This window comes from Delftia sp. UME58, assembly GCF_014170385.1.
GTDB lineage: Bacteria > Pseudomonadota > Gammaproteobacteria > Burkholderiales > Burkholderiaceae_C > Comamonas > Comamonas acidovorans.
This window is the reverse complement of the sequence record NZ_LZZV01000114.1, coordinates 197,028-219,092: the sequence shown is the minus strand read 5'-3', so window position 1 is coordinate 219,092 and position 22,065 is coordinate 197,028. Positions and strand designations below refer to the sequence as shown.

General features: G+C 61.6%; 21 protein-coding genes. 7 read left to right on the top strand and 14 right to left on the bottom strand.

What is annotated here, in order from left to right:
* Window positions 1-9: 9 nt before the first annotated feature.
* The 4 genes from A9976_RS30340 to A9976_RS30325 form a co-directional block, all read right to left on the bottom strand.
* Complete coding sequence (locus A9976_RS30340) at window positions 10-1,341, bottom strand: cytochrome c (protein WP_183022044.1); 1,332 nt, start codon at window positions 1,339-1,341, stop codon at window positions 10-12.
* Window positions 1,342-1,358: 17 nt separating this feature from the next.
* Window positions 1,359-3,659, bottom strand: a complete 2,301-nt coding sequence (locus tag A9976_RS30335; protein ID WP_183022043.1) for a molybdopterin cofactor-binding domain-containing protein — start codon at window positions 3,657-3,659, stop codon at window positions 1,359-1,361.
* Window positions 3,656-4,243, bottom strand: coding sequence for a (2Fe-2S)-binding protein (locus A9976_RS30330; protein ID WP_183022042.1), 588 nt, complete (start codon window positions 4,241-4,243; stop codon window positions 3,656-3,658). The genes A9976_RS30335 and A9976_RS30330 overlap by 4 nt, the downstream gene beginning before the upstream one ends.
* A 626-nt stretch (window positions 4,244-4,869) precedes the next feature.
* Window positions 4,870-5,157 carry a hypothetical protein gene (locus A9976_RS30325; protein WP_183022041.1) on the bottom strand — a complete coding sequence of 96 codons (288 nt, stop codon included), beginning with the start codon at window positions 5,155-5,157 and terminating at the stop codon, window positions 4,870-4,872.
* A 513-nt stretch (window positions 5,158-5,670) separates the two neighbouring features.
* On the opposite strand from A9976_RS30325, the gene A9976_RS30320 reads away from it, so the two are divergent.
* The gene (locus tag A9976_RS30320; RefSeq protein ID WP_183022040.1) at window positions 5,671-5,946 is read left to right on the top strand and encodes an H-NS family nucleoid-associated regulatory protein; all 276 of its coding nucleotides are present in this window, start codon (window positions 5,671-5,673) and stop codon (window positions 5,944-5,946) included.
* 275 nt (window positions 5,947-6,221) lie between these two features.
* A complete protein-coding gene (locus tag A9976_RS30315) occupies window positions 6,222-6,989 on the top strand; it encodes an Hpt domain-containing protein (protein ID WP_259649368.1) in 768 nt (255 codons plus the stop codon).
* 11 nt (window positions 6,990-7,000) lie between these two features.
* Here the strand turns inward: A9976_RS30315 and A9976_RS30310 are convergent, their stop codons facing one another.
* The 3 genes from A9976_RS30310 to A9976_RS30300 form a co-directional block, all read right to left on the bottom strand.
* Window positions 7,001-7,696 (bottom strand): response regulator, encoded by a 696-nt coding sequence (locus tag A9976_RS30310; protein ID WP_259649366.1) that lies wholly within the window; start codon window positions 7,694-7,696, stop codon window positions 7,001-7,003.
* Window positions 7,697-7,759: 63 nt separating this feature from the next.
* Window positions 7,760-10,690 carry a response regulator gene (locus A9976_RS30305; protein WP_183022039.1) on the bottom strand — a complete coding sequence of 977 codons (2,931 nt, stop codon included), beginning with the start codon at window positions 10,688-10,690 and terminating at the stop codon, window positions 7,760-7,762.
* A 131-nt stretch (window positions 10,691-10,821) separates the two neighbouring features.
* Window positions 10,822-11,478, bottom strand: coding sequence for a response regulator transcription factor (locus tag A9976_RS30300; protein ID WP_183022038.1), 657 nt, complete (start codon window positions 11,476-11,478; stop codon window positions 10,822-10,824).
* A 332-nt stretch (window positions 11,479-11,810) separates the two neighbouring features.
* On the opposite strand from A9976_RS30300, the gene gloA reads away from it, so the two are divergent.
* Window positions 11,811-12,260: a lactoylglutathione lyase gene (gene gloA, locus A9976_RS30295; RefSeq protein WP_220808962.1), complete on the top strand. Its 450-nt coding sequence runs from the start codon at window positions 11,811-11,813 to the stop codon at window positions 12,258-12,260.
* 82 nt (window positions 12,261-12,342) lie between these two features.
* Here the strand turns inward: gloA and A9976_RS30290 are convergent, their stop codons facing one another.
* Window positions 12,343-12,867 carry an OmpA family protein gene (locus A9976_RS30290; RefSeq protein WP_183022036.1) on the bottom strand — a complete coding sequence of 175 codons (525 nt, stop codon included), beginning with the start codon at window positions 12,865-12,867 and terminating at the stop codon, window positions 12,343-12,345.
* A gap of 238 nt (window positions 12,868-13,105) precedes the next feature.
* Here A9976_RS30290 and A9976_RS30285 point away from each other — a divergent pair, with 238 nt between their 5' ends.
* Together A9976_RS30285 and A9976_RS30280 are read left to right on the top strand one after the other, a co-directional pair.
* A complete protein-coding gene (locus tag A9976_RS30285) occupies window positions 13,106-13,732 on the top strand; it encodes a gamma-glutamylcyclotransferase (RefSeq protein ID WP_183022035.1) in 627 nt (208 codons plus the stop codon).
* 134 nt (window positions 13,733-13,866) lie between these two features.
* Window positions 13,867-14,505, top strand: a complete 639-nt coding sequence (locus A9976_RS30280) for a superoxide dismutase family protein (RefSeq protein WP_183022034.1) — start codon at window positions 13,867-13,869, stop codon at window positions 14,503-14,505.
* 20 nt (window positions 14,506-14,525) lie between these two features.
* Here the strand turns inward: A9976_RS30280 and A9976_RS30275 are convergent, their stop codons facing one another.
* From A9976_RS30275 to A9976_RS30255, 5 genes are read right to left on the bottom strand one after another with little or no spacing between them, the layout of a single operon-like run.
* Window positions 14,526-15,302: a CoxG family protein gene (locus tag A9976_RS30275; RefSeq protein ID WP_183022033.1), complete on the bottom strand. Its 777-nt coding sequence runs from the start codon at window positions 15,300-15,302 to the stop codon at window positions 14,526-14,528.
* Window positions 15,292-15,798: a (2Fe-2S)-binding protein gene (locus A9976_RS30270; protein ID WP_183022032.1), complete on the bottom strand. Its 507-nt coding sequence runs from the start codon at window positions 15,796-15,798 to the stop codon at window positions 15,292-15,294. The genes A9976_RS30275 and A9976_RS30270 overlap by 11 nt, the downstream gene beginning before the upstream one ends.
* Window positions 15,795-16,691 carry a xanthine dehydrogenase family protein subunit M gene (locus A9976_RS30265; RefSeq protein WP_183022031.1) on the bottom strand — a complete coding sequence of 299 codons (897 nt, stop codon included), beginning with the start codon at window positions 16,689-16,691 and terminating at the stop codon, window positions 15,795-15,797. Before A9976_RS30265 ends, A9976_RS30270 begins: the two co-directional genes overlap by 4 nt.
* Window positions 16,684-18,978, bottom strand: coding sequence for a xanthine dehydrogenase family protein molybdopterin-binding subunit (locus A9976_RS30260; protein ID WP_183022030.1), 2,295 nt, complete (start codon window positions 18,976-18,978; stop codon window positions 16,684-16,686). Before A9976_RS30260 ends, A9976_RS30265 begins: the two co-directional genes overlap by 8 nt.
* A gap of 1 nt (window position 18,979) precedes the next feature.
* Window positions 18,980-19,963 (bottom strand): tripartite tricarboxylate transporter substrate binding protein, encoded by a 984-nt coding sequence (locus A9976_RS30255; RefSeq protein ID WP_183022029.1) that lies wholly within the window; start codon window positions 19,961-19,963, stop codon window positions 18,980-18,982.
* 247 nt (window positions 19,964-20,210) lie between these two features.
* Between A9976_RS30255 and A9976_RS30250 the strand changes: the two genes are divergently transcribed.
* A complete protein-coding gene (locus A9976_RS30250; RefSeq protein WP_183022028.1) occupies window positions 20,211-20,759 on the top strand; it encodes a MarR family winged helix-turn-helix transcriptional regulator in 549 nt (182 codons plus the stop codon).
* A gap of 1 nt (window position 20,760) precedes the next feature.
* On the opposite strand, the gene A9976_RS30245 is transcribed toward A9976_RS30250, so the two are convergent.
* A complete protein-coding gene (locus A9976_RS30245) occupies window positions 20,761-21,339 on the bottom strand; it encodes an NTP transferase domain-containing protein (protein ID WP_183022027.1) in 579 nt (192 codons plus the stop codon).
* Window positions 21,340-21,391: 52 nt separating this feature from the next.
* Between A9976_RS30245 and pdxH the strand changes: the two genes are divergently transcribed.
* Window positions 21,392-22,039, top strand: coding sequence for a pyridoxamine 5'-phosphate oxidase (gene pdxH, locus A9976_RS30240; protein WP_183022026.1), 648 nt, complete (start codon window positions 21,392-21,394; stop codon window positions 22,037-22,039).
* Window positions 22,040-22,065: the final 26 nt, after the last annotated feature.

Genomic DNA, 22,065 nt, shown 5'->3' with positions numbered 1-22,065 from the left:
AGCGCAGGCTCAGTGCGCCGCCACCTTGCCGGGGCGTGTTTCCTCGCGCAGGGCCTTGACCTTGTCGCTCAGGCCGGACCATGGCTGCAGGCCGTACTGGCTGCGCATGGTGTTGAGCAGCGTGGCGATCTGCTCGTCGCTGAGGTTGTGGCGGAAGGCGGGCATGGTGCCCAGCTGCGGCCGCGCCGGTTGCGTGATGCCGTTGAGCACCACATGGATGGCGTTGGTCGGCGAATCGCTGTACAGGTTGGTGTTCAGCGACAGCTGGGGACGCACCCCGAAGCTGCTGCCGGCCAGCACGCCGCTGGGGTCGGCGCGGTGGCAGGCCATGCAGGCGCCCTGGTACAGGCGATAGCCCTGGGCGTCGACCGGCAGCTTGGCAACCTCGGTCTTTTCCTTCACCAGCGCCTCGGCGTCACCCGTGCCAGCGGCATCGGCCACAGGCTTGCGGTACGACATCAGGTAGGTGGCCATGGCGCTGATGTCCTCGGTCGACTGGTGGGACAGGCCTTCGATCACGGGCGCCATGGGGCCGGCGGCCACGCCGTGGCGCTCCGAGAAGCCGGTCTGCATGTAGCGGACCAGGTCCTCGCGCGTCCAGGGCAGCGGGGCCACGGCCTTGTCGTTGAGCGCAGGGGCATCCCAGCCGTCGATGAAGGCACCGGCCAGATGGTCGGCACCCTTTTTCTCGGCGCCGAACTGGTTGCGCGGCGAGTGGCAGGCAGCGCAGTGGCCCAGGCCTTCGACCAGGTAGGCGCCGCGAATCCACTCGCCCGACTGGTTGGCGGGCGCGGGCTGCTCGCCCGGCTCCAGGTACAGCGCATTCCACAGGGCCAGCCCACGGCGCACGTTGAACGGGAAGTTCAGCGCGGTCTTGGGCGCCTCGTTGGAGACAGCCGGCTCGGTCATCAGGAAGGCGTACAGCGCCTTCATATCCTCATCGGTCACGCGGGTGAATGCGGTGTACGGGAAGGCGGGGTACAGGTAGTTGCCCTCGCGGTCCACGCCATGGCGCATGGCGCGCTCGAAGGCCTCGTACGACCAGCGGCCGATGCCGGTTTCGGCATCGGGCGTGATGTTGGTCGAGTAGATGGTGCCGAAGGGGCTGGGCATGGCCAGGCCGCCTGCGTTGCGCTGGCCGCCCGGGGCCGTGTGGCAGACCGCGCAGTCGCCCATGTGGGCCAGGCGGCGCCCCTGGTCGATCTGCTGCTGGCTGAATTCCTGCACCGGGATCTGCTGCAGGGGCGCGATTTCGCTGCGGCCCGTGGCCAGCCAGAAGGCGGCGCCGGCCACGGCGGCCAGGCCGACCACGCCGAGGGTGATTTTCTTGAGTGTGTGCATGTTCCAGTCCTCCGCTCTCAGTTCTGTGCCTTGTCGGCCGGGGCTGCTTCGGCAGCCTTTGCATTGAGTGCGGCCAGCACGCGTGCCGGGGTGAACGGCACTTCGCGCAGGCGCACGCCGGTGGCGTCGAACACGGCGTTGGAGACAGCGGCGGCGCTGGGCACGGAGGCGGATTCGCCCGCGCCCATGGGGTCTTCGCCCGGGCGCTCCACCAGTTGCACGTCGATCTCGGGCAGCTCGTCAAAGCGCAGGATGGGGTAGCCGCCCCAGTCCAGCGAGGTCACGCCCTTGCTGTCGAAGGTCACGTACTCCTTGAGCACGCGGCTGGTGGACTGGATGATGTTGCCGTGCACCTGGTGGCGCACGCCGGCCGGATTGACCATCTCGCCGCAGTCATGGGCCACGAAGACCTTGTCCACCTTGATCACGCCGGTCTCGCGGTCCACGGTCACGTCGCAGATCCAGGTGGCCCAGGCCGCGCCGTAGCCAGGGAACTTGCTGTGGTAGTAGCGGGCATAGGCAAAGCCGCGGCCCTTGACCAGGCGCTGGTCGGCCGGCGCGGGGTTGCGGTGCGCCGGGCCGTCCTGCCAGCCGGCCTGCTTGTGCGCAGCGTGCGTCAGGGCCACGGCACGCGGGTCCTTCAGGTAGCGCAGGCGGTAGGCCAGCGGGTCTTCGCCGGCCAGATAGGCGCATTCGTCGATCCAGCACTCATGGGCAAAGACGTTGGGCAGGGCCGAGACGCCGCGCATCCACGACGCGCGCACGATGGGCGCCGCATCCTGCGAGACCACGCGCATCCTGGGGTACTCGTACTGCGGGATGGCCGTACGGTCGCCCATCTGCAGCACCTTGGGCTTGTTGGGCACCTTGCCCGTCAGGATCAGGGCCAGGGCCGCCGCGTCGTTGGACGGGTAGCAGGTCTTGAGCTCATAGCCCAGCACGGCATGGTTCTCGTCCAGGCCGCCGCGCACGCGGATCAATTGGCCCGTGCCCTTGGGCTCCCAGGCGGCTTCCTGCTCGCGCATCAGCTGCACGCGCACCGGGCGGCCCACGGCCTGCGACAGCAGCACGGCGTCGGATGCCACGTCGTCGGCGCAATTGCGGCCATAGCAGCCCGAGGCTTCCAGGCGCGTCACATTGATCTGGTCGGCCGCCATGCCGGTCAGCGTGGCGATGTCCTTGCGCACGTCGTGCGGGTTCTGCGATCCGGTCCAGACCTGGATCTGGCTGGCGGACACCTCGGCCACGGCGCAGGACGGGCCGATGGAGGCATGCAGGTGGTAGGGCCAGACGTAGTCGGCCTCGATCACCTTCCTGGCGCCCGAGAAGGCCTCGTCAATGCCCGCGTCCTCGCGCAGCATGCGGTCGGCCTTCTCGTGCTTGACCAGGGTGTCGTGCATGGCGTTCAGCGACAGGTCGGGCACGCCGGCCCAGTCCTTCCACTTCACCTCCAGCTGGCGCATGGCAGCAATGGCCTGCTCTTCGCGCTCGGCCACGATGCCCACGAAATCGCCCTGCACCACCACCTTGACGATGCCCGGCAGATGGGCCACGGACTGTTCGTTCACCGAAATCAGGCTGCTGCCCAGCGGCGCCGAAGCGTCGGCCCCGCCGTAGGGCGGGCGCACCACGCGGCCGTGCAGCATGCCGGGCACGCGCACATCGTGCACATAGGCCAGCGCGCCCAGCACCTTGGCCGGAATGTCCACGCGCTGCACGGACTTGCCGATGTAGTTGAAACCGCCGGTGCGCAGCGGCACCTCCTTGTCCAGCGCAATGTTCAGGTCCTGGCCCTGGGCCAGTTCGCCGTAGCCGATGCGTCGCCCGCCCTTGGCCACCACCGCGCCCCTGGACGTGGTCAGTGCGGACACGGGCTGCTGCAGCTTCTCGGCAGCCAGGCCCAGCAGCAGCTGGCGCACCTGGGCGGCGGCCTTGCGCATGGGAATGGCATCGACCTGGATGGTGTTGCTGGCAATGGTGGGCCCCTGGTTGGGCGTGCGGCCCGTGTGGCCCAGCACCATGGTGATGTGCTCGAACTGCACATCGAGCTCATCGGCCACCAGCTGCGCCAGCGAGGTACGGATGCCCGTGCCCAGGTCCACGTGGCCGTGGTAGGCCGTGACGCTGCCGTCCGCACCAATGGCGATGAAGCTGCTCACCCGGTCGATGGGGGGAATGGGGAAGGCGCCGGCCACGGCGGGCGCCGTACCCGTGCTTTCAGCCACCAGGCCAGCGGCCGCCACCGAGCTGACCATGACCATGCCGCCCAGCTTGAGCAGGTTGCGGCGCGTCAGTTGAAGGGGGGTGGATGCACTCATGCTGCACCTCCCTGGGCGATCAGCACGCGGGCGCGAGCAGCCGCACGCATGATTTCCACATGCGTGCCGCAGCGGCACAGGTGGCCAGCCAGGGCCTGGGTGACTTCCTCGTCGGTGGCCGTGGGCTTGTGGTCGAACAAGGCCACCAGGGCCATGACCATGCCGTTGGTGCAGTAGCCGCACTGGGCGGCCTGCTCGTCAATGAACGCCTGCTGCACAGGGTGCAGTCGGTAGACAGCCTTGCCCTGTGCATCGGCTGCGGGCTTGCCGGCAGGCATCCCCGGCACGGCGGCCGGATGGGCGGCCTCCCAGTCACGCGCCACGCGGGCGTGCTCGGCCTGGGTCGCGTCCTGGGACAGGCCTTCCAGCGTCGTGACCTTCATGCCCTGGACCACGCTCACGGGAACGGAGCAGGAGCGGGCCACCTTGCCGTCGATCAGCACGGCGCATGCGCCGCATTCGCCCAGGCCGCAGCCGAACTTGGGGCCGTTGAGCTGCATGTCGTTGCGCAGCACATAAAGCAGTGGCGTCTCCGGGCTGACGCCCTGGATCTCGACCTCTTGTTGGTTGAGAGTGAATTTCATCGTGTGCAAACCTTGTGGTTGACAACAGGTGCAAACCATAGGTGCGCACTGAAAAATCAGGCGACGGACTCGCCGCGGCCAAGCCCGAAAAAGAAAGCCCACCGCCAACGGGGTGGGCTGTTTTCACGTGGTTTTTAGAGGCAACTCTGATAGATGACTGCCTGTTGTATGCAAACGATTCTATGCCTGGGGCTTGCCTATCACTGCCAGTTCGCAGCCATCCAAGGACCTGCACAGACCAACAAACTCCGTGGCTTTTTACTCACAAAACCAAGCACAAAAATCGGAAATATCCAGAAAGACACAGCGCTACCAGCCGATCTGAAAACCTGCACCAGGACCTGAAAGATGTGCACCACCGCAGTGCACAAGCGGCAGGAATCCCTGCATCATGGCCCGGCCAAATCTTGCAGCCATGCACGGCCGGGCATAAAGACAGCAGACCATCTCGGCAGCCGGCGCATCGGCGCGGCCCTCACACCAACCGAGCAAAACACTCGGCTTTTATCTGCATCAAATTCCAGTGAGAACGCTTGAAATTTACGAACGCGCCATGCGCAGCATCCACAAAACACGCGCCCGCCTGCAGCATCGATGAACACAAGGCGCTGGCCGGCAGCCAGCTGTCAACGGGTGCCCGGCGTGATCTGGATGGTGCCAAGGCCCGAGCCCATGGCCTCACGCCGACGAGGTGTCAGCCAATGCACCCAAAGTCCCTTGAGCCAGCCCAGCGCAACTGCGCCTGCCAAGGCCAGCATGCCCCATTGCCCGGCCAACAGGGCAACATATATCCAGTAAGGAATGCATCCCAGGCCAAGAAGGCAGGCCCACCGCCGCAGTGCGGCGGAACGGGACTGCGACAGCCAGACGGCAAGGACTGCGGGGAGTGCGAAGGCGATCTGATCGATGCTCATGCCTGCATCATACTGTATGAATAAACAGTTTTCCAGGCAAGAACAAGCGTCTTTTGCGAAGGATGTCACGGGACGACAACACCTCCGTTTTTTGCTTGCAGCCTGCTCGCTAACCTTCGCCTCACCCCATCCACCCACCACGCAACGCCGTTGGCAAACAGCGTACAGGCTGGACTTCAAGGTTTTCCAATGTGCGGCGCAGTCTGATCGCAGCATCGCTTTTCACACCAGCTTTCAATAGGCCCGGATCCTTCGCAGCCGATCACACGCCCGGCTCAAGCATGGCGCTTCAAGCCTGAAAGCGAGGACATGCAGGATTTTGAAGCGCGCCGTAACATGCAGCACTCCACAACTGCCGGCTCTTTGCATGGCCTTTACCTGGCGTTGACCGATCATTTTGAACACGGTCAGGACGGCCAATGGCAGTCATCGGAGAAAATAATCGAAAGCATGCAAACTTGTTCTTAAAAAACCGTTAATATTCGCGCTTCAATCCATGAAAGGCAAACCACCGTGAGCAACACATACAAAGAACTTCTGGCACAGCGCGAAGCACTTGAAGCCCAGATCCAGACAGCACGCAAGCAAGAAGTCAGTGATGTGATCGCCAAGATTCGCGGTCTGGTTCAGGATTACGGCCTGACTGCCGACGACATCTTCACGGCACGCCGCGCCCCCTCTACCGTGGCCCCAAAGTTCCGCAATCCCGAGACCGGTGACACCTGGACCGGACGCGGCAAGCCCCCCGCCTGGATCAAGGACAAGGATCGCGCCCAGTTCGCCATCTGAAGTCCTGGACAAACGCCTCCATGAAAACAGCCTGCAGTTCTCTGCGGGCTTTTTTCATTGTGGCGTTACTTCCTGCCGCACCTGAATTCCTGGGCCTCGGGCTTCTACGGTCAGACGCCGCGCTGGTGAAACAAGGATGCTCCATGGACATGCCCTTAAACATGCACCATGGATGGATGCCGTGGTTCAATCTTCCAGCCTGATCTGAAGCGAATGACTGGCTGCAGATGCCGGCTCCAGACGCTCGGCCACCCATGAAAAAACAGACATCCACCTTGGACAGTGCATCCACACCATACCGTTCTGAAAAGTTGTCGACTGCCACTGAATCGATAGCCGTCACAGAAGAGCCACCCGCCTCCGCTTTGTCATTTTCAGGCGAGCAGGTTTTGTTCATCTCGTCATCCGATGAACTGCACGCCCATCTACTGCCACACCTCAAAAGTTGGGGCCTGGAAACCACCGCCTGTCACCATCCCACGGCCATTCGCCAGGATCGCCTTCAGAAATTCCGGGTTGTCGTGCTTTGCGGACCGAAAACCTCCTGGAACCCCAAGGATGAAAACCGCCTGGTGGCGGCAGCCGCAAGCATCATCGAATGCGAAGCTGAGCATCCCCTGCGACCCAAGGTGATCAACGCCCGCATCATCGAAGTTTCCTGGCGTTCGCTGCAGGGCGTCTTTGATGCACTGCAACTGGCCGTCCAGTCCCGGCCCGCCAACAGCAGCCGCGTTTCATCGACTGATGACGTCGCCCATTTTCAACAAATCCCAGCCCCCATCAGAATGGCCTTTCTGGAGTCTGCTTGTTCTTCGCTGGCGATCATCAAATCCAGCAAAAATCGCAAGGATGTGCAAAGGGAGCTGCACAATCTTTCCGGTTCACTGCGATTTTTTGACCTGACTGAGCTGTCGATACGCTGCGCTAGCCTGGAAAACGGCATCAACCATGATGGACTGATGCAGCACAGACAGTCGCTATGGGCGCTGGAGCTGCAGCTTGACCAGCTCCTGGAAGAAATCTGGAACTTGAACGGCAGATGAAGAACCGGTCATCATTGAGATCTTGACGAGGTCACCCATCCGCACTCGAGGGCATACTTCATCAGGTCAATGTCTCGTTCAATTCCAAGCTTGTGCATGGCCTTGACTTTCTGGGTGCTGATGGTTTTCTTGCTTCTGTTCAGCTTGGCTGCAATCTCGTCGATACGCAGACCGGCCGCATAGAGTCTTACCACCTCAGATTCCTTGGGACTGAGCACCCCCGGCGATCTTCCTTCGCCTCCCATGACACTCGCATTCATCTTTTCCAGTCGCTCGGAAATGGCGGGGGAGAAGTATGTCCCTCCTGTATAGGCGGCGTGGATGGCTGGAACCAGATGCAACACAGGGTCCGCCTTGCTCACGATGCTGATGTTTGACACCTTGCCCAGCGCCTGGAGAATGGCTGAATTGTCCAGCATGGTCAGAACCACCAAACCCAGGTTTGGAAATCTTCTGGATATATAGCCAAACAGATTCAAGCCATCCCCGTATTGACCCGTAGGCATGGAGTAATCCGACACAAGCACATCAAAACCACCCTCATCCAGCTTTTTCACCAGATCGGTTGAATTTGAAACACTGGCCTTCAAGAGGATTTCCAGTTCAGAAGACAGCTCATGCCTGATGCCGGAGATGATTCCAGGATGATCATCGGCCAGCAATACGGATATATTTAAATCTTTTCTATGATTCATAATGGAAAACATGCTATATCACCATCAACGGAATAAACACAATCGTTCAGTGCAGCATCATTGCACCGCGGCTCATCAGATATCTCCTAGGTTCTCCAGCAGTTCATTCAAAGCATCATCGACTGCGCGGAACTGCCGCATACTGACAAGCGATGACAATCGGTCCATATCTTCCACCCTCTGCTTCAACCCAGCCACCGCAAATGCCCCTTTCATGGCGTGAATTTCACGGTGCACAGCCATCAAGTCACCTTGCAGCAGATGCTTTCTCAATGCATCCAATGAGCTTTTGGTTGCTGAAATCAGTACGTCACGATAAGGCAATCTACTACCCAGAACTTTCTCGGCTTCAGCGAGGCAATTGCCAGACTTTGCTATATTTTTTTCAATGAATTCCTTGATGCTCTTCAAGGAGGCGGGCTTGACAAGAATATCCACGATGCCAAATTGTGCACATTTGAACTTTTCCTGCTTGCCTGCATGTGCCGTTATTGCTCCCACAGGAATTTCCGGATGATTTTGCTTGATGCGCTGGGCAAGCACGTAACCGCTCATGCCGGGCATTTGCAGATCCGTAAGAACAAGGTCATAGATATTCTGAGACATCATGTGCAAAGCGGACTCTCCACCTTCTGCAGAATCCGCCTCGAAACCGATGATTTCCAGCTGATCCAGAAGCAGCAGCCTGTTGACCGGGTGATCATCGACTATGAGAATCCTTGCGCAGTGACCCTCGCCTTTATTGCCCGCAAGCACGACTTCACCATCGCCCCACCCCAAGGAAGCAGGAACAGGCTGGACGTGGCATGCGGGCAAGGTCAATTCAAAAATGCTGCCTTTTCCCAGCACGCTGAAGAACCTGATTTCCCCGCCCATGAGATGTGCCATACGCTGACACAGCGTCAGGCCCAACCCCGTACCACCAAATTCCGCTGCTATATCCGAGCCTGCCTGCTTGAATGCATCAAAGATGAACGCATGCTGTGAGGGATGAATGCCTATCCCGGTATCTGACACTTTGATCTTCAGCTCACCCACCCTGTCTGATGCAAATACATCAATCTTGCCAGCCTTGGTGAATTTCAACGAGTTGCTGAGAAGATTGTTCAGTATCTGTTTTATTCTTTCACCATCTCCTATATATCCATCCTTCAGTGAATCATCAATGATCAAGGAAAATCCTATTCCCGATTCCGCAGCCAGCGGCTTGTAAATGGCAGCCACCTGCCGAATCACAGACTTGATATCAAAGCTGGCCAACTCCACACTCATCTGACCAGACTCGATCTTGGAGAAGTCCAGGACGTCATTCAACAGGGTCAAAAGAGAATGGGATGAAGATGATATGGTGGCGAGCCTGGCTTGCTGCTCTTCTGACATAGAGCTTCTTCCCAATATTTCCAGATTACCCAATATTGCATTCAGTGGCGTACGTATCTCATGGCTCATGGCGGCAAGAAAAGAAGATTTTTCCTTGTTTGCCTCTTCTGCCGCCTTTTTGGCATCTTCCAGATTTCTTTGCACCTGCTTGTGCGCAGTGATATCAGCAAATCCACATAGCAGGACATGCCTCCCTTGATATTTTGCCTTCACCATGATCATTGAAATCTCTGCAATCGTTCCATCGCAAGAAATCACGACCTCGCTGACTACTGGAAAATAATCATTCTTCTTCCCATCCAGATATTTCTCACCGTAGAACCTGAGAAAATATTCAATCAACCGCTCACCAGAGGTCTTTTCGTCCAACACCATGCTTTCTTTGTACTTGTACATCATGCTGTTTTCCAGCAGCATCTTCTTTTCCTTGAAGTCAAGAAGACCAAGTCCATAAGGTGCCATGGCAATGATGGTTCGACTCAGATGCTCCGAGTCGAATACATCCTTGGCCTTCCCATATATTGGAATAAACACCCTGCCATAGAAATATATCAAAAAACACCAGAAAAAAATGATGAACAACAATGAAAACAGCAAATATACAAGAGACTTCCCATTCAAATACACAGCATCTTTCCAGGAAAAAATCTGGAGAAGAATCATGTTCGTATTTGATATCCTTGAATAATAATAAAAATATCCACCCCTGTAGATCGCACCATACTTGCTCAAAATATATCGACTCATCAATCCGCCGTTAAATTTCGACGCCTCGATAGCAAAAAAATCATCTACGGCATAGCCGGTTTCCTTCCCACCCAACGCAACGTTGCCTTGAGAATCAACAATAAAGAAGGAGTTCCTGTCTTCTCCCTGTTGCATCAGGCTCTCAATATACTGAGTAGGCATGTCGCTCACTACAGTGAAAAATGGCTTGCCGTCGTGGAAAGCCGAGACAACAATCTGAAATGACATCTCCCCAGTCAGAATGCTTTTTCCCGGAGGCAACCATATGGGATGGCGCAGCTGGCCCGACGGAACTATGGTACGTTCAGCTTCAGGCAAAGTCGAAATCTGCGCCCTGAGTCTCACCAGCATGTTTTCCCGCTCATGCTCGTTCGGCACCTGCGGCACAAGGACGCCTATGAACGATCTGTCCGGGCTGAAGACATAGGCGGATATTGCTCTCCCATTTTGAAGAAATCTGGAATTTGCCAGATATGCCAACTCCCCCAACATATCCCTGTAATGCTTGTGCAAATTATTGCCAGTATTATCCTCAAGCAACACCACAGGACTCACACCTGCCATCACGGCATCTACCCCGCCAAAGACACCAGGATGAGATGTATGTGGCTGCCTCCAAAGCAACTCTGATGCAATTATTCCGCGCATCATAATTATTTGCTTTGTTTCTATTTCCGCCAGAATTCTGGTTCTCTTGCTCTGAAATACCGCTTTTCTTTCCTCTATGAAGTCATTGAACTCAAACAGGGCTGCAAGCATTGCCACAACAATGACAAGAAGAGAAAAAACCAAGCCACCACCAAAAAGCAGTGTCTTGTTATATTTGGATAGAAGGTGGAGTTCTTCCTTTTCTCCAGCCTCTTTTTTATATGTTTCCATCTGGGCATCAAGATACAACCATAAAACAGGCTGTGAATCTCCTCATGTAATGACAGAAATCTTGCAGGAAAGCTGCCGATGGCATAGAACTCAGCCGAAGCGCCTGTGGCCATGACGACGCATTTCTGCTCCTATTTCCTGACGTCAATCCAGCCCATCTCAATTCCATAGCGGATGAGATCAATATCCTTGCGTATACCCAGTTTGTTCATGACTGCCACCTTGTGCGTGCTGACCGTCTTGATACTGCGGTAGAGTTTTTTTGCTATTTCGGACACCGTCAGGCCGGAGATAAAAAGAAGCAGAACCTCTTCCTCCCGTTTTGAAAGCTCTATCGATGTGCGCACCGCACCCAACCATTCTCCTCCCAGGAGCTTGCTTGCACTGGGCGATATGAATTGACCATCTGTGTATGCAGCGTAGATGGCGGGCAGCAGACTTCCCAAAGAATCAGTTTTATGCACAATTCTGTAGATTCCTTGGCTGGTAAGAGATTTCATGATTCCAATATTCTCGATCATTGTCAGCATGACGATCTTGACACTTGGGAATCTTTTGCGAATGACATTCAGCATCACCAGACCGTCGCCGTAGGTCCCACCGGGCATGCAATAATCGGTCACCAGTACATCGCATTCGTTGTTCCTCAGAAAGCTGATGATTTCCGTGGAGTTTTTCGCTCTACCTACAATCTCTATTTCACGCTTATCCTCCAAAACACTTTCTATGCCTGCTAGAACTGCCGGATGGTCATCGGCAATTAATATCCGCAAGACGAAGTTTTTCATAACTCAATAATTAAAATAATTCCACGAAGAACATTCCTATTCTAGGCAGCCGGCTACTAGGATTTAATTGGATTTGTCTGATTTTTTAAGCTAAAAATCTAAGATTTGTCTGATTTGTAAGTGTTATTGACGAAAAATCGGGTGCCAGTCCTAGGCTCCACTCCTAGAATTCAACAGACAGTTGCATCAATGGTTGAATGAATTCGGGCTGGATGATGCACGGACCCGAAGCGCCCGATCTGCGGGGAAGGTGCCAGGCCTGTGCGCGATGAAATCACTGCGGCGCTTGGCGGACGGCTGAAGAGATGTCGGAATCCCGGCACAATCCAGGGATGCGAATCCTCCACACCATGCTGCGCGTTGGCAACTTCCAGCGCTCCATCGATTTCTACACACAGGTTCTTGGCATGCAGCTGCTGCGAACCTCCGAGAACCCCGAGTACAAGTACTCCCTGGCCTTCCTGGGCTTCGAGGGAGGCAACCCAGGCCAGGCCGAGATCGAGCTGACCTACAACTGGGGCACCGAGGCCTATGACATGGGCTCGGCCTATGGCCACATCGCCATTGGCGTGCCAGACGCGTATGCCGCCTGCGAGAAGATCAGGGCCTGTGGCGGCAACGTGACGCGCGAGGCAGGTCCCGTCAAGGGCGGCACCACGGTGATTGCCTTTGTCACGGATCCGGACGGCTACAAAATCGAACTCATACAAGAAAATTCGCGCGCCCACGCCGGGACCCAGCCTGACGGTGACGCGAAGTTCGACCCGCTGCGCAATTCCTGATCCACGCAGCCCTCAAAAAGAAAAGGCCCGGAGCGTCAATCGCTCCGGGCCTTTTCTTTTTGGCCGTTTACAGCGGCAAGGCTCAGTCCACCAGGATCACTTCCACACGGCGGGCTTCGGCGTTGCTGCCGTCAGCCTGCAGCTGTTCGGGCTTCTTGAGTTCGACTTTGTCCTGTGCCACGCCCAGCGCGGACAGGGCGGCTTGGACTGCCAAGGCGCGCTTTTTGGCCAGCTCGGCGTTGAGTTCGGCGCTGCCCGTGGCGTCGTGGTAGCCCGAGATCACGGCGCGCTTGCCGCCCTGCACACCGGCGACCACGTCGGCCAGCGCTTCATTGGCACCCGCGGCCAGCTCGGCCTTGGCCGATGCGAAGTAGAACTTGACCACGCCGTTTTCGACCACGACACGTGCCACGTCTTCCTCCACGACCACGGGCGCCATGGCTGGCACAGGTGTGGCGCCAGCGGCCGTTTTTGCAGGGCCGTGCGCAATGCCGCGCTGGTAGACCACGACACCAACGACCGTGGAGACGACGAGCGCAATCAGCGCAAACAAAAAGCCCAGGGCAAAACGTTGTTGGCTATCGTCGTCGGATTGACTGAAGGACATGAAGCACTCTCCGTGAATGAGCTGTTGAAGGAAACCTGAAAGACTGCGAAAAACCGGCCGATTGTAGAGGGCCGCCGTCAACGCCCCTGCGCCCTGCCCGAGCCCTGCGCTGCCGCTCGGCTGCAACTGTGGCGCTGCAGAGACAAAAGACCGACCTTGCCAGGGCAACGCAGGCGCTTGTGCACCGTTTGCGCGTCCAGGCGTTAAAACGTCATTGTTCTTTCATGCTGTCGCGCCCATGTCCGCCCTGCCAGAATTTTCATTCGCCCGCCGAGAGTCCCAGCCCATGCTGGACGAGGCGCTGCACCGATGGGGCGGGAGCGATGATCTCTGGATCTTTGGCTACGGCTCGCTGATCTGGCGACCGGATTTCGATTTCTGCGAACGCCGCACGGCGCGTGTCTTTGGCTGGCACAGGGCGCTGAAGATGTGGAGCACCATCAATCGCGGCACGCCCCAGAATCCTGGATTGGTGTTTGGCATGCTGTCCGGCGGCAGCTGCCAGGGCATGGTGTTCCGCATTCCCCGGCACCACGGCCATGACGTCATGAGAAAGCTGTGGCAGCGCGAGATGGCCAATGCCGTCTATGACCCGCGCTGGCTGCCCTGCCGCACCGGCCAGGGCACGGTGCAGGCGCTGGCGTTCACGCTGTCCCGGCAAAGCCCCAATCACACGGGCGAGCTGGCTCCCGAGGACTATCGCCGCATCTTCAGCGAGGCCAAGGGCATCTATGGCAGCACGCATGACTATGCGCGCGCGACCTTCGATGAGCTCAAGCGCCTGGGCATCCGTGACCGCGCGCTCCAGCGCCTGCTCAGCTACGCGGGCCAGCCCGATGCAGGCGCGCTGCAGGGCCCCGTTTGACGCCATCGCCGCACACGGGCGCAGAACGCTGTGCTCTCCGACATGGCCACCGTATCGCAAGCGGCATGATGGCGGCTGCGCGCCGTGCGCCCCGTGATTTTTTCAGTTCCCATTCCAACCAGGAGATTGCCGCCATGCCTTTGAACGCTTCCCAATCCAGCCACGCCGCCACTTCGCAGCCCGCCACCCCGTCCGCCGCCGTGAAGCTGCTGATGGCTACCGGCATGGTGCTGGCCCTGGGTGCCTGCAGCAGCCAGGCCAAGCCTCCTGCTGCAGCCGCAGCGTCCGTCCCGGCGGCTGTTACCGCAGCCCCCGCTGTCCGCAATGTGGCCATGGCCCAGTTGCAGCCCACGCAAGGCAGCAAGGTCAGCGGCAGCTTGCAGTTCACCCCCCAGGCCGATGGCAGCGTGCGGGTGCAGGGTTCGGTCCAGGGGCTGGCGCCGAACAGCGAGCATGGCTTTCATGTCCATGAAAAAGGCGATTGCTCCAGCCCCGACGGCCTGAGCGCGGGCGGCCACTTCAACCCCACAGGCCAGGCCCATGGCCGCTTCGATTCTGCGACCCATCACACGGGCGACCTGCCCAGCCTGCGTTCCGATGCGCAAGGCATGGCAAGCATAGACTTCGTGTCGCGTGGCCTGGCACTGGACCAGGGCCCCAACAGCGTGGTGGGCCGCGGCCTGATCGTGCACAAGGACCCGGACGACTACACCACGCAACCCACCGGCAATTCGGGCGCGCGCCTGGCCTGTGCCGTGATCACGCGCGGTTGACGCCCAGCCTGGACTGCCGTTCAGTGCAGGCAGTCGCGCAACCATGCCGCGCATTGCTCGGCGCGTGCGCCCGGCCATTGGACGCTGAGCGTGGTGTCGCCACGGCGCAGTTCGACATGAATGATGTCGGCAGCGCCCGCGCCGCCCTCACCGCCCGTGCTGCCGAATAGCCGCCCCCACCAGCCACGGCCCCGCAGGTCTTGTGCCGTGGAGGGCAATTCCGAAGCTGGTGCTGGGGCTGGCGAATTCCGGGCTTGCACCACCTTTTCCCTGGCTGGCTCGGAGGCCGGCGCTGACACGACAGGCACAGGTGCCTGCATGACCGCCTCGCCCGCTGCGGGCTCCCCTCCCCCTCCTTCAAGCCGCGCGGCCAGATTGGCACCAAACTCCTCCCATATCCGGTCGGCCTTGGTTTTCATCACGCTCAGCCCGAAGGCGCCCAGACGGCCCAGCAGGTCCACATCGACCTTGATGCGCAGTTCGGTGCCGCCATCCGGCGTGGCGTTCAGGAAGATTTCGCTGCGCTGCTTGAGCGAGCTGGCCACCGAGGTGTCCTCTCCCGTCCCTTCCACGCGCAGATACTCGGGCGCGCGCTGCTCGACGATGCGCGTTCGCAACTTGAATCTGGCGCTGATGAAGGAGATCTTCTGGTGCATCACCGCCACGTATTCGGTGGGGCTGACCACTTCGATGGACTGCATGCCCGGTACGGCGCCACCCATGACCTGGGGATCGAGCAGCAAGGCCCACACTTGCTCTCGCGGGGCCGAAACGGCCAGGGTTTTCTCAATTTCCATGCATTTTCTCCGCGGCCACAAGGACCGATTCCACGATCTGCGTGTAGCCCGTGCAGCGGCACAGGTTGCCGTTGAGGCCATGGCGTACTTCGTCGGCGCCGGGATGGGGATTGCGCCCCAGCAGGTCGCAGGCGGCCATGATGAAGCCCGGCGTGCAGTAGCCGCATTGCAGTCCGCCGCATTGCATGAAGCTTTGCTGCAGGGGATGCAGCCGGTGCGACGGGTCTGCGCCCGCGCCGCCCGCAATGCAGTCGGCCAGTCCTTCGATGGTGGTGAGCGCGCGCCCCTGTACCTGCACGGCCAGCAGCAGGCAGGACTTCACCACTTCGCCATCCAGCAGCACCGAGCAGGCGCCGCATACGCCCGTCTCGCAGCCGCGCTTGGTGCCCGTCAGGTGCAGGTCGTCACGCAGGAAATCCGACAGCAGCCGGCGCGCAGGCACCTCCACGCTGCAGGGCTCGCCGTTGACGGTGCATTCGATGCGATGTCGGCTCATGCCAGCTCTCCTTGCTCCAGTGCCAGGTCCAGGCCGAACAGTTCGGCCACGGTGCGGCGCACGTTGACGCGCACCATCTCTCGGCGGAAATCCGCGGAGCCGCGCAGGTCCGAAACCGGCGTGATGTCGGCCGCGACGATGTCACCCGCCTCCGCCGCCAAGGCCCAGGTGAGGGCACGGCCTTCAAGAAAGGCCTCGGCGCGCCGCTGGCGCACCGGTATGGGCGTGGAGGCGCCCACGACCAGGCGCGCATCGCGGCAGATGCCCCCGTCTGCGTGCGCCACCAGGGCCACGCTGGCCAGCGGCCGGTGTTCGGCCGCCGTGCGCAGAAAGCGCGTGTAGACACCGCTGCGCCGAACATCGCCTTCGCCCATGGGTGGCACGCGGATCTCGCTGACGATCTCGTCGCCTTCCAGCGCCGTGGCGTAGTAGTCGACCAGGAAGTCTTCGATGTCCAGCAGGCGCTCGCCTCTTGCGCTGGCCAGCACGATCTGGGCGCCCAATGCCATCAGGCAGCCGGGCGGGTCGGTGGAGGGGTCGGCATAGCAGAGGTTGCCGCCCACCGTGCCCTGGTTGCGCACCTGCGGGTTGGCCATGCGCTGTGCCATGCGGGCCAGAACCGGATAGTGACGCGACACCAGCGGCGAGGCCGCCAGGTCGGCATGGCGCACCAGGGCGCCGATACGCAGGCCACGCACCGGGTCGAAGTCCAGGCCGCGCAGCGCATCGATGCCTGCCAGCGAGACTAGGTGCGTGGGCGCGAGCATGCGCTGGCGCAGGCCCAGCATTAAGGCCGTGCCGCCTGCGATCACGCGGCAGTCCTCGCCCAGTTGGGCCAGCAACCGGCTGGCCTCCGCCACCGAGGTGGGCTCCAGGAAGTCGAAGTCATGCATGGCGGTCCTCTTCGGCGCATGCGCGCAGCGCGGCCAGGATTTTCTCGGGCGTGATCGGCAGGTCATGGATACGCACGCCGATGGCGTCATATACGGCGTTGGCGATGGCAGGCGCACCCGGCAGGATGGCGGTTTCGCTGGCCCCTTTGGCGCCATAGGGGCCGTTGGGCTCGTTGGACTCGACGAAGCCGCCACGCAACAGGGGCACGGCGTCGGCCGTGGGCATGGTGTAGTCGGCGAAGTTGCCGTTGGCAAGGCGCCCGCCCTCCAGGTGCAGTTGCTCGTAAAGGGCCCAGCCCATGGCCTGGACGGTGGCGCCATTGGTCTGGCCGTGGATGGCGACGGGGTTCAGCGCCTTGCCGCAGTCGTCGGCCACATAGCTGTCAAGCACCCGGACCTGGCCGGTTTCCGTATCGACCTCGACCTCGACGGCCTGGGCCGCGAAGGAGTAGGCCGGCGCGATGTTGCCGTGCAGCTGGGCGTCGTGCATCTGCGTCTGGGCATCCCAGGTGTGGCTGACCTGTATGCCCTCGCCGCCATGGCGCCAGATGTGCTGGCGTGCGAGCTCGGCGATGCCCGCCGTACGGTCGGTGCCGCGCACGCGCACCAGGCCATCGGTCAGCTCCAGGTCGTCGGCCTGCGCCTCCAGCACGACGGCGGCCAGGGCCAGCAGCTTGCCGCGGGCGGCCCGTGCGGCACCCATGGCGGCATTGCCTGCAGCCATGGTCACGCGCGAGGCCAGCGAGCCTATGGCGAAGGGCGTGCTGTCCGTGTCGGGTGCGGCCACGCGGACCTGCGACAACGGCAGCGTGAGTTCATGGGCGACGATCTGGCTGAGCATGGTGGCCGCGCCCTGGCCCATGTCGCATTCGCCACTGAGCACAAGCACCTGGCCATCCTCATGGATGCGCACCACCACGGTGGAGCCGTCCCAGTCGCCCATGGTGCGGTTGCCGCTGACATGCATGGCAGCGGCCATGCCCACGCCCCTGCGGCGGGCGCCAAGGGCCTGGCGGGGCCGGGCGCGCTTGCCGCGCCAGTCGATGGCATCAGTGGCCTGGTCTATGCATTCCTTGAGGCCGGCGCTGCCGATCTTCCAGCCATGCACGGTCACGTCGCCGGCTTGCACTGCATTGAGCTTGTGGACCTCGGCCGGATCCAGCCCCAGCTGCCCGGCCATGGTGTGGATGTGGCTGTTGAGCGCGAACAGCATCTGCGTGCCGCCAAAGCCGCGGAACGCGCCGTGCGGCGGATTGTTGGTATAGACCAGGGTCGCATGCGAGCGCACGTTGCCCTGCCTGTGCATGTTGTCGCTGCGCATGGCGCTGACATGCATGACTTCGGCCGACAGGCCCGCATAGGCACCGCACTCGGCAACGATGCGCACCTGCTTGGCGAGGATGCGGCCGTCACGCGCCATGCCCAGCTTGAGCGTGATGCGCTCGGGCACGCTGGAGCAGCAGGCCAGGAAGTCCTCCAGCCGGTTGTTGACCAGGCGCACGGGCCGCCCGGTGCGCAGGGCCAGCAGGCCCGCCACGAGCTGGTTGTCGTCCTCGACGATCTTGCCGCCAAAGCCGCCGCCCGTGGTGGCCTGCACCACGCGGATGGCGGACACCGGCAGCTCCAGCGCCGCCGCCAGCCGGGCGCGCGCCAGGAAGACCGATTGCGTGGAGGTCTGTACCAGCAGGCGGCCGTCGGCGTCGATGGAGGCCAGGGTGGCCATGGGCTCCAGATAGCCCGGGTACTGGGCATGCGTGGTGTAGGTGGCTTCGTGGACGAGGTCGGCGGCGGCGAAGCCCGCCTCGGGATCGCCGCGCTCGAAGCGGATTTCGTGCGCGACGTTGCCCCGGCCCGGGTGCACGCCGGGCGCCTCTTCGTCCAGGGCCTCTTCGGTGGAGAGGATGGCGGGCAGTTCTTCGTACTCGACCTCGATCAGGTCCAGCGCATCGCGGGCGATCTCTTCTGTGGCGGCGGCCACGGCTGCCATCTCTTCCCCCGCAAAGCGCACCAGGCCGTCGGCCAGGATGCGCCGCTCCTTGTGGCTCACGCCCCAGGGCGTGCGCGGAGCATCTGCCCCGGTCAGCACGGCTTTCACACCGGGCAGCGCACGCGCGGCGGCAGTGTCCATGCGCACGATGCGCGCATGCGGATAGGGGCTGCGCAGCACCTTGGCGTGCAGCATGCCCGGCAGCTTGAGGTCGCCTGCATACTGGGCGCGGCCCAGCACCTTGGACAGCGCAGTGACCTGGGCCGTTTCGCGGCCCAGCGTGGAATTCGATGTATTCATGTCATTGCGCCGTGATGCCGAGCTCACGGATGACCGTGCCCAGGCGCTCGTAGTCGGCAGCGTTGACATCGGCCAGCACCTGCGGCGTCCCGCCCACCGGCACGGCGCCGAAGGTGGCCATCTTTGCCACCACCTCCGGCATCTTGAGGATGTCGTTCAGATGGGTGTTGAGCACCTGCACCACGGCAGCCGGCGTGCCCCGGGGCGCAAAGAAGCCGTTCCATGCCCCGGCGGCGATGTCCTTGTAGCCCAGTTCCGCCAACGAGGGCACGTCGGGCAGCAGGGGCGAGCGCCTGGGGTCGGTCACGGCCAGCGCACGCAGCTTGCCGGTCTGCAGGTAGTGGGACACCGGCCCCAGCGTGACATAGGCCAGGCCCACATGGCCCGCCGCCACATCGTTGACAGCCGGCGCCACGCCGCGATAGGGAACATGCTGGATCTTCAAGCCTGCGGCGCGGTTCAGCCACTCGGCACCTATGTGCATGGGCGAGCCTGCGCCCGGGCTGGCATAGCTGAGCGTCTGGCCGGCCCTGGCCGCAGCCACCATGTCGGCCACGCTCTTGAAGCCCGTGGAAGGATGGGCCACGAGCAGCACCGCCTGGCTGGCCGTCTGTATCACGGGGGCGAATCCCTTCAAGGGATCGTAGGTCGCGGCCGGCGGCAGCCTCATCACCATGGGAGCGATGGTGAAGGGGTTGGGCGTGAACAGCAGCGTGTAGCCATCGGGCGCCGCCCTCGCGACCATATTGTTCCCCAGGGTGCCGCCCGCCCCGGGCCGGTTGTCCACCACCACGGGCTGGCGAAGCCGTGCAGAGAGCTTTTCGGCAAACAGGCGCGCCATGGCGTCCGTATCACCTCCTGCGGGATAGGCGACCACCACGGTGATCGGCCTGGCGGGATAGTCCTGGGCAAAGGCCGGGCCACAGGCAGCGGCGGCCAGGGCCAGTGCTGCAATGGTCAGGCCGCGCCGACGTTGGGGGTTCATCACTGGCTCCTTCGTCGAAAACGCGGACATGCGGGGATCGATGACTGGCATGGCCGCAGGGGCTGGCTATGGGATGGATTTCAATATTTCACACATGAAACATTGACTCTCCAAAGAATCGATATCGAATTTTCGACAATAAGTTGATGAATCAACTTACTGAAACCACCAATTGACCATGGTCAAATTTCCATAAATTTCTTCACCAGGAAAACATTGGGCGGCCTGTGAAACAATCGGGAAGATCATGTCCACCCCGTCTTCTCCCCCTCCCCTGGCCGCCACGCACGCGGTCAATCCCTGGACCGACCTTGACGAAGCCGGCAGCGGCCTGACCGTCGATGCCTTTCTGACCACGCTGATGAGCCAGGTCGGCAATGCGCTGCGGCGCACCATCACCGTCCCCTATGCGGATGCGGCGGATCTGACGGTATCGGAATGGCGCCTGCTCGCCCTGATCGCCCATGCGGGCGAATTGCCGTTCAGCGCGCTGGTGGTGCAATCGACCTCGGACAAGGCGCTGGTCAGCCGCACGCTGCGGCTGCTTGAAGAACGTGGCCTGGTGGCGCTACAGGCGCAGGGCTCCACGCCGCGCAAGAAGATCCAGTGCGCCATCACCTTGGCGGGCCGGCAACTGCACGATGAGGTGATGCCCGTCGCACGCCGCCACCAGGCCGCCGCACTGCGCGTGCTGTCGCGGGAGGAGCGGGAGGTGATGCACCGTGCGCTGGTCAAGCTGCGTGGCTACTGTCAGACAAGCCAGGCCGGCCAGGCGAACGAAGGCGGGGAAGGCTGAATCAGCTGCAGGCGGTCTTGCCCCGCGCTTGCAGCAAGGCCTCGGCACGCGCCAGATCGTCCACGGTATCAATGTCGGCGAGTATGCCGACATCCTCCACACCGATCAGCACCAGGGCCCGCGCATCGCGCAGCACCTTCAACAGGGGCGCCCCGCCTTTCTCGCCACTCAATGCCATGAGCGCCTCGCCGCAGGCCGCCCCAAAACCGACCGGATGTCCACGTTGGCCTGCATGGATGGGCTGCGCCGCCTGCGCTCCGCTGCGCAGCGCATCGGCCACTTTCAGCAGCGTCTGCGGGCTCACCAGCGGCAGGTCGGCAGGCAGCACCAGCCAGCCCGGCGCACCTGCCGTGGCACGCACGGCGGCGGCCAGCGAGTCACCCATGCCCGGGTGGCCTGCATCCTCCAGGTGCCAGGGCAGACCGCTGGCGCGCACGGCGGCCAGCGTGTGATCGAGCACCGTGCTGCCGCCCAGCGGTGCGGACAGCTTGTGCAGGGTGCCGCCCGAGGCACGGAAACGCTCGCCACGGCCCGAGGCAAGGATGAGCACGCAAGGGCGGTCTTTGAAGTCTGTGAGCATGCGCAACTCTAGCCCAGCAAATGAGAGGCTGGGCGCAGGCACAATGCAGGCCATGAGCAGCATTTCCACCTCGATCGCCGATCTGCGCAAAAGCTACGAGCGCGCGGAACTGAGCGAATCGGCCTCCCTGGCCGATCCGCTGCAGCAGTTTGACCAATGGCTGCAGGAAGCCCTGAGTGCCCAGGTGCCCGAGCCCAATGCCATGACGCTGGCCACCGTGGGCGGTGACCTGCGGCCCAGCACGCGCATCGTGCTCATCAAGGGCTATGACGAGCGCGGCCTGGTCTGGTACACCAACTACGACAGCCGCAAGGGCCAGCAACTGGCGGGCAATCCGTTTGCAGCGCTGCAATTCCACTGGGTGGAGCTTGAGCGCGTGGTGCGCATCGAGGGCCGCGTGGAAAAGGTCAGCGATGCCGAAAGCGATGCCTACTTCAACAGCCGCCCGCTGGACTCGCGCATCGGCGCCTGGGCCAGTCCGCAAAGCCAGGTCATCAGCGGCCGCAGCGTGCTGGTGGCCAATGCGGCCAAGTACGGCGCGCAATTCCTGCTGAACCCGCCGCGCCCGCCGCACTGGGGTGGATTCAGGCTTGTGCCCGAACGCTGGGAATTCTGGCAAGGCCGCAAGAGCCGGCTGCACGACCGCCTGTGCTACCAGCTGGAAGGCGGCGCCTGGCTGCGCCAGCGCCTGGCGCCCTGAGCCCTGGATCGCTGGCGCTGCTGAAA

Coding starts and splice junctions, on each gene's coding strand:
- A9976_RS30340 (WP_183022044.1), bottom strand. CDS start 1,341: ATGCACACACTCAAGAAAATCACCCTCGGCGTGGTCGGCCTGGCCGCC.
- A9976_RS30335 (WP_183022043.1), bottom strand. CDS start 3,659: ATGAGTGCATCCACCCCCCTTCAACTGACGCGCCGCAACCTGCTCAAG.
- A9976_RS30330 (WP_183022042.1), bottom strand. CDS start 4,243: ATGAAATTCACTCTCAACCAACAAGAGGTCGAGATCCAGGGCGTCAGC.
- A9976_RS30325 (WP_183022041.1), bottom strand. CDS start 5,157: ATGAGCATCGATCAGATCGCCTTCGCACTCCCCGCAGTCCTTGCCGTC.
- A9976_RS30310 (WP_259649366.1), bottom strand. CDS start 7,696: ATGTTTTCCATTATGAATCATAGAAAAGATTTAAATATATCCGTATTG.
- A9976_RS30305 (WP_183022039.1), bottom strand. CDS start 10,690: ATGGAAACATATAAAAAAGAGGCTGGAGAAAAGGAAGAACTCCACCTT.
- A9976_RS30300 (WP_183022038.1), bottom strand. CDS start 11,478: ATGAAAAACTTCGTCTTGCGGATATTAATTGCCGATGACCATCCGGCA.
- gloA (WP_220808962.1), top strand. CDS start 11,811: ATGCGAATCCTCCACACCATGCTGCGCGTTGGCAACTTCCAGCGCTCC.
- A9976_RS30290 (WP_183022036.1), bottom strand. CDS start 12,867: ATGTCCTTCAGTCAATCCGACGACGATAGCCAACAACGTTTTGCCCTG.
- A9976_RS30285 (WP_183022035.1), top strand. CDS start 13,106: ATGTCCGCCCTGCCAGAATTTTCATTCGCCCGCCGAGAGTCCCAGCCC.
- A9976_RS30280 (WP_183022034.1), top strand. CDS start 13,867: ATGCCTTTGAACGCTTCCCAATCCAGCCACGCCGCCACTTCGCAGCCC.
- A9976_RS30275 (WP_183022033.1), bottom strand. CDS start 15,302: ATGGAAATTGAGAAAACCCTGGCCGTTTCGGCCCCGCGAGAGCAAGTG.
- A9976_RS30270 (WP_183022032.1), bottom strand. CDS start 15,798: ATGAGCCGACATCGCATCGAATGCACCGTCAACGGCGAGCCCTGCAGC.
- A9976_RS30265 (WP_183022031.1), bottom strand. CDS start 16,691: ATGCATGACTTCGACTTCCTGGAGCCCACCTCGGTGGCGGAGGCCAGC.
- A9976_RS30260 (WP_183022030.1), bottom strand. CDS start 18,978: ATGAATACATCGAATTCCACGCTGGGCCGCGAAACGGCCCAGGTCACT.
- A9976_RS30255 (WP_183022029.1), bottom strand. CDS start 19,963: ATGAACCCCCAACGTCGGCGCGGCCTGACCATTGCAGCACTGGCCCTG.
- A9976_RS30250 (WP_183022028.1), top strand. CDS start 20,211: ATGTCCACCCCGTCTTCTCCCCCTCCCCTGGCCGCCACGCACGCGGTC.
- A9976_RS30245 (WP_183022027.1), bottom strand. CDS start 21,339: ATGCTCACAGACTTCAAAGACCGCCCTTGCGTGCTCATCCTTGCCTCG.
- pdxH (WP_183022026.1), top strand. CDS start 21,392: ATGAGCAGCATTTCCACCTCGATCGCCGATCTGCGCAAAAGCTACGAG.